A 2,262-nucleotide genomic window follows, 5' to 3' on the forward strand; every position below is an offset into this window, starting at 1 on the left:
AACATTTGATATCCGTTTTTTAACACCTAATCATCATCTCTTAAATTTCCAAAAGGCTGATCTTATTGCATGCAACGTTTGGTGTATGAGCAGTGGCGTGGTTCGTCACGGACAATTGCAAACAGGTACTTGCCAGTGGAAATTCCGAAGGAATTTCCAAGTAGGCGAGGACAAGCCATTGCTTATACACATTTGTTGGCAAATCGGTTTTATACTTTTTCGTTCGAGTATAAATTCGGACGTATTGTTGTTAAAAAGTTCAATTTAGTCAATTCCGATTAATTTTTGTTGCGGTTTTCCGCAATCAGTTCTTATTATGTTTTTTCGGTCGGATTGGATTGGGTCGAGAAACACAAACTTTTGGCAATCATATATTTTCGACTTTTACGTGATCTAACTTTAGATTTCAAGGAAATTAAAATTATCCGCAATATTGTTAAATTCCGCGTGTGTTTTTTTAATTTCGATTTTATTAATTGTTTCTTAAAGTCCAATGAAATTTATCGATGGATTTAGGTATTGTTCTTTTTCTTATTGATTATTAATTTAATAATATTTAATATGCCCAAGGATGGTAAGTAGAAAAACAATCCAATTATTAGATAGACATAAGTTGCTCCAGCTAAAGTGTCTCCAAAATTAAAATCCAAAGAGTTGATGATAAAACTCAGTATGAAACCTACTACTAAAATAATTCCCTGAAGAATCAATGATTTATTAAAAATTTTTACAAAATTGATGAAACTAATATTTTTGAATAAATTTTTCTTATAAATATTCCAAATGACTGGAATCGCAAAAAAGAGAGTGACAAGAATTGTTACAATAGTATAATTACCTGGAATCATATTTTAAGTAAAGTGTCAGTTTTAATTTGTTTCATAGAGATTGTTTTAAGACATTTAATATTTTTCTTGAATAATCGATTTCTTTTTTTAACTGTTTGCCAACGTTTATGTGTATGGACCGTTGCGTGTGAAAGCACGAACCATTACAAGTACAAATCTACGTGAAAATTCCGCAGGGATTTTCCAGATTAGCACAGACCCAGCAATGGTTTATACACGGTGTTGCCATTTCGTTGTTTTTATTTTCTTAAATTCAAAAGTCCGACTATAATTAATGCAATACTGAATGGTATTATAAATGCTATAAGTTTTTTATCGGGAATATAAATCCATAATAAAGTTGTAGAAGTCACAAAAATTGTTATTTCTCCATAAATACTTTTCAGTTCATATTTTTTAAAAATTGTACCAATTATAACAGGAATAATTATACCTAAAGAAATTCCTGAAATAATAATTCCAGAGAGATATAGTCCAGTTTCTATTCCATTCGTAAAGCTAACAATTATAAACAAAGGAATTACCCAAAGAAACCAAGAGTTAGTTTTAAAAACTGACTTTAGTTTATTCCGATTAGTTTCTGCTTTATTCATATTTTTTCAATTCCGATTGAGTGAGCAATTCCGCAACTTGCTCAATTCCGCAAACAGTTCGTTTTTTATATTAAATAATACCATATCAAATTAGGAAAAGCAACAATGCTCATTATTAATAATAATATTGACAATGAAATTAGTGTTATTCTTAATTTATTCTGATTGGGAGGTATGATTTTATAACTTAAATAAATGCTAATCGCACCAAATCCGATAGCAATTAATTTAAACCAGATTGTGTCATATTTTCCTTTTCTCGCAGTAGGTGATAAAATTCCTTCTATAAATTGTCCTGAAAAATCTATATAATTTAAGTAGTTTATTAACAAGTAATACAACCATCCAAAAATTAAAAATCCGATTGAATAAGTTAAATATTTTCCTTTATCTATTTTCATTATTTTTTCAGGTTCAGAGTTCCGTTGCGCAATGAATGGCAACGGATTTGTATAACAATTGTTGCGGGTTTGTGTGCGAGGATTTTCCGACGGAAAATCAGAAGCTAACCAAAACGTAACGACCATTATTTAAGCACTAATTTAAGCAATGATTTTTATACGGTGTTGGCTTTAGTGCTTTTTTTTTATTGTTTTTTACTTTAATATTATTAGAACTTCTATTTTTTTGAGTTCAGTTTTTTAAGAGCTTTAAGTTTGACAAGATTTATTGCGACCGAGCTTATTTTTTGTTTTTATTAAACTGAAATTAAAATTATTGAATTAAATCTCTACAACGATTCCGTTGTAGACTTCCCCTTTTTAGGACAGTACTAAATTAGAAAATATTATTCATTTAGGCGTGAACTTTGGTTCAAATGA

The 2,262-nt window shown here is 29.4% G+C and carries 2 protein-coding genes; both read right to left on the reverse strand.

Features of this window, described 5'->3' with window-relative positions:
- Positions 1-1,087 precede the first annotated feature (1,087 nt).
- Positions 1,088-1,441: a hypothetical protein gene (locus RBU60_RS14120; protein ID WP_308865713.1), complete on the reverse strand. Its 354-nt coding sequence runs from the start codon at positions 1,439-1,441 to the stop codon at positions 1,088-1,090.
- 65 nt (positions 1,442-1,506) lie between these two features.
- Complete coding sequence (locus RBU60_RS14125) at positions 1,507-1,842, reverse strand: hypothetical protein (RefSeq protein WP_308865714.1); 336 nt, start codon at positions 1,840-1,842, stop codon at positions 1,507-1,509.
- Positions 1,843-2,262: the final 420 nt, after the last annotated feature.

The organism is Mesonia profundi, from assembly GCF_031085155.1.
GTDB lineage: Bacteria > Bacteroidota > Bacteroidia > Flavobacteriales > Flavobacteriaceae > Mesonia > Mesonia profundi.

Bases quoted from the DNA above. Each gene is read 5' to 3' on its own strand.
- RBU60_RS14125 (WP_308865714.1), bottom strand. From the start codon at position 1,842: ATGAAAATAGATAAAGGAAAATATTTAACTTATTCAATCGGATTTTTA.
- RBU60_RS14120 (WP_308865713.1), bottom strand. From the start codon at position 1,441: ATGAATAAAGCAGAAACTAATCGGAATAAACTAAAGTCAGTTTTTAAA.